This is a genomic window from Baaleninema simplex PCC 7105, from assembly GCF_000332355.1.
Lineage (GTDB): Bacteria > Cyanobacteriota > Cyanobacteriia > Cyanobacteriales > Geitlerinemataceae > Baaleninema > Baaleninema simplex.
In genome coordinates, this window is record NZ_KB235958.1 from 524,495 (window position 1) to 528,260 (window position 3,766).

2 protein-coding genes and 1 pseudogene are annotated in these 3,766 nt (G+C 52.1%); 1 reads left to right on the plus strand and 2 read right to left on the minus strand.

Annotated features, from left to right (window positions below; all coding sequences use genetic code 11):
• Both GEI7105_RS28975 and GEI7105_RS0104325 read right to left on the minus strand, forming a co-directional pair.
• Nucleotides 1–701, minus strand: a 701-nt coding sequence (locus tag GEI7105_RS28975; RefSeq protein WP_017659264.1) for an RNA-guided endonuclease TnpB family protein, incomplete at its 3' end; no start/stop codon positions are given.
• 255 nt (nt 702–956) lie between these two features.
• Entirely contained in the window at nt 957–3,413 is a 2,457-nt protein-coding gene (locus GEI7105_RS0104325; RefSeq protein WP_017659265.1) for a two-partner secretion domain-containing protein, read from the minus strand.
• Nucleotides 3,414–3,582: 169 nt separating this feature from the next.
• On the opposite strand from GEI7105_RS0104325, the pseudogene GEI7105_RS39405 reads away from it, so the two are divergent.
• Nucleotides 3,583–3,766 (plus strand): annotated as a pseudogene (locus GEI7105_RS39405) (IS4 family transposase); the annotation flags it as partial.

A 3,766-nucleotide genomic window follows, 5' to 3' on the forward strand; every position in this document is an offset into this window, starting at 1 on the left:
CTAGCAACTTTTACCCGTGATTTATTACGGTTCTTGCTGCCTTTTCTTTTTCGAGCGTGTTTTTGCTGTTTTCTTTTTAGGTTTCGCGCGTGTTTATCAAAATGCTTGGGGTTATTATATTTTGACCCCTCACTGGTAATCGCAAAATCGGTCAGTCCTAAATCAATGCCAATGGCTTTTCCTTCAGTTGAGAGAAGGGGAGGTTCTTTTGGGTTCTCTACCAAAACGGAAGCATAATATTTACCATCTGGATTTTGGGAGAGGGTGACCGTTTTGATTGTTCCCTCAAAACTTCGATGCTGACGACAATGCACTAACCCTACTTTAGGCAGTTTGATGTAAGTTCCCTCAAACTTAACATTTTGAGGATAACTGATAGATTGCCTTCCATGCTTGGATTTGAATCGGGGGAATTTTGCCCGTTTCTCAAAGAAGTTTCGATAAGCGGTTGATAAGTTCAACGCCACGACTTGCAAACATTGGGAATAGACATCTTCTTTGAGCCAAGGGTATTCCTTTTTGAGAGCAGGCAATAATCCCTGAAGATAACCCCTTGATAAACCTTTTCCGGTCGTTCGATAAGTCTCTTGGCACAAATTTAACGCATAATTCCAATACCAACGACAGCAACCAAAGCTTTTGGCTAAAGTCACTTGTTGCTCGTGGGTTGGATAGATGCGATATTTGTACGCTTTGAACATTATCGCCGAAATGCCTGGATGATAAGATTATAACTGATTTGTCGAAGAGTCGCTTTCATCCCACGATTCACCTTCGGTAGAATCGGGGAATTCCCGCTCCCATTGTTAAACATTCAACGCTACGAAGCTGAGTATTGGGAACTGATGACGCAAGATGCGGTTTTTGTATTTGACGAAGAGTCAGACTAACAAGAAGCAGTAGAAGCTTTAGCGAAAGTCGAGTCGGCAGTGACAGCGATCGAGTTTTGTAACGAATCAGAAACGTTCGGAACAGTGCGATCGCTCGCCCCAACGATTCCCCACTCGATGTTGTGGGATCGAAACTAACTCCATCGTGCCGTCGTCTCGCTGTTGCCAACCCGTGGCTTCTACGAGAGGGAGCTGCGAACTGTCCAGTTCTGTAGCAGGCGATCGCCCCTCAGAATTCGCCTCTGGCTCAGAAACTGGAATTTCTGTCAACCGAATATCCGTCCAGACTGTTTGACTTCGTAAAACGTCTGTGGGATCGGGCGGCAAACCGCCGTTCCCGGTGACGACAAAGGTGTTTTCCGCCGCCGCCTGGCAGGCCGACACCACCCGCGTCGCCGGATCGACAGGTTCGTTGTGTAGCTCTGCGATCGCCGAACTGGTATCGATTTCCGGTTGAGTAATTTCGACTAACCCATCAACGCCAAGTTCGGAGCTGGCTGTGATGCGACTATCTGGCGACAAGAAAATACCCTGAGCTGTAATGCTGACATTTCCGCCGCTACCTTCAAACGCATTGGCGTTGATAAGGCTGTTTTCTAACGCGGTTAGGGTTTCGATCGCCAGGGTGATATTGCCGCCGTTCCCCGTACCGCTGGCTTCGGTGGTGATTTCACTGCCTCGACGCAGTTGTAGAGTGTCGGTGCTGATGTTGATATTTCCCCCCTCTCCCGAAGCAGTTGCAGCCGTGATGCTGGCTCGATCCTCGAGTCGGAGAAGTTCGCTCCTAATGTTGAGGCTTCCTGCAATACCCGTTCCCTCGTTGGCGACGCTGACCGAATCCCCATCAGCGACGATTAGCGTCGGCGCGATCAGGTCGATCGTCCCAGCGTTTCCCGATGGAATTAGAGGCAGTCCGAACAGAACCTGAAACGGATCGTTGGCCTCTGCACTCGATCCGATACGACTGAGATTCTCCGCTACAGCAGGCGTACTGCGAAGTTCGATCGCGTCCGAGGCGATCGCTGTAATGCGCCCGGCATTTCCACGACCGAGCGTCCCCGACGATACTCTTCCCCCATCGAGGACGCGCAGCATTCCCGTCTCGAGACGCAAATTGCCGCCGTCCCCCGATCCGAGCGTGGTCGTACTCAACGCACTACTCGTCGGCGCTACGCCGGGGCTGACCCCGCGAATTTCAATGCTCTCTGAGGCAATTACCGTAACGTTGCCACCGTCCCCCGACCGAAACGCACTTGAAGAGACGACGCCACCGTCGAAGAGGCTCAACTGTTCGGTTTGCACGGTCACATCTCCCGCTCGCCCCGATCCGATCGAACTGGTGACAATAACGCTAAAGTTAGATGGATTGAGTGGATTCGCGCCCGTGACCTCTACACGATCCGCTGCGCGGACGATCGTGTCACCTCCTCGTCCCGGGCCGAACGTTTGCGTCCCCAAAGCGGCTCCCCCTTCGATTCGTAAAGAAGGGGTTTCGATCGAGACGTTCCCACCCTGTCCGTTACCGAGGGTGAGCGTTCGCAGACCGCTTTGAACGCTTCCACTGGCATCGAGTCCGATCGCGCCTATCGATTCGCTGGCGATCGCTTCGATCGAACTCCCAATCTCGGAACTGGCATGACTGATAAACGCGATCGATCCCTCGGTGAGCGTAATGTTACGCCCCATCAGACGGATCGTACCGCCCGTTCCGCTGGCATCGAGTGCCGAGGCTCGTGCGAGGTGGAGATCTCGCAAATTGCTGTTTGTCGAAAGGTCGAACGTCCAACCGGTAGAAGTCTGCCTCAAGTTGACGGTTCCGGTGTCGAGACTCCCGAGTAATACGTTGCCGTTCTGGGCTGCCAGCGTTGCCCCCCGAAGCGTCAGACCGTTTCCGAACAAGGCGATCGTTTCTCCAGAACGAACTCTCAAACCTCCGCTACCACTTTGAAACGGTGCGAAGAAGGTCGGGTCGGAATTGACGACACCGCCTCCGGTTCCGGTGGCAGCGATCGCGCCCGAGACACCACGGGTATCGCGACCGAACTGCAAGCCGACCGGAACGTTGACGCTCAGAAGGCTCGAAGCCTGGGGATGGCGGACGCTGAATTCTAAGCCGTTGTCAAACACGAGACTCTCGGCTGTCGTGGCAAAAAACGAGCCGCCGAGATCGAGGCGAGCGTTCGGACCGAACACGATGCCGTTGGGATTGAGTAAAAACAAGTTCGCCGTCCCGTTGGCTCGAATTAACCCGTCGAGATTAGAAATATTGCTTCCTGTGACGCGGGTGAGAATCTGTTCGACTGTCGTGGCGTTGTTGAAAAAGGCTTCGGCTCCCGTGGGAACGGAAAAGTTTTCAAAGGAGTGAAAGAGATTGTTTCCCGCCGTCGTTCCACCTTCGATCTGATAGGTGGTGTTGTCAACAGTAACCTGAGAGGGGTTTGGGAGTGTTGCGTCGGGAACGACCTGTGAAAAGGCTGAGTTTGAAGAAATAACTCCGAGCGATCCTATCTCGACGATCGTCACAAGAAGAATAGTTTGATATCGTCGAAAGTTACTGCTTGAGTGACCAAAAGTCATTTATTCCTTTGCTGAGAGGGTGACAAGGTAGACGGAAGCCAGACGGGACAATTGTTTGAGAGAATAGAGGAGTCCCAAAAAAGAGGGTGGCGTTTGCGGCCACCCCAACAAAAAAATGCTACCGACATTCTACCAAGATTTTCTGCGCATCCATCTCAATGAGAAGCAAATTGGGATCTTAAAGTGGCTGGTCTGGATACTGCAAATGCATCGGCAAGTCAAATTATCGACGTTAGCGCAGTTCTTTCCTCAACCGATAAAATACGACAGTCGCGTCACCAGCTTGCAACGATTTCTGA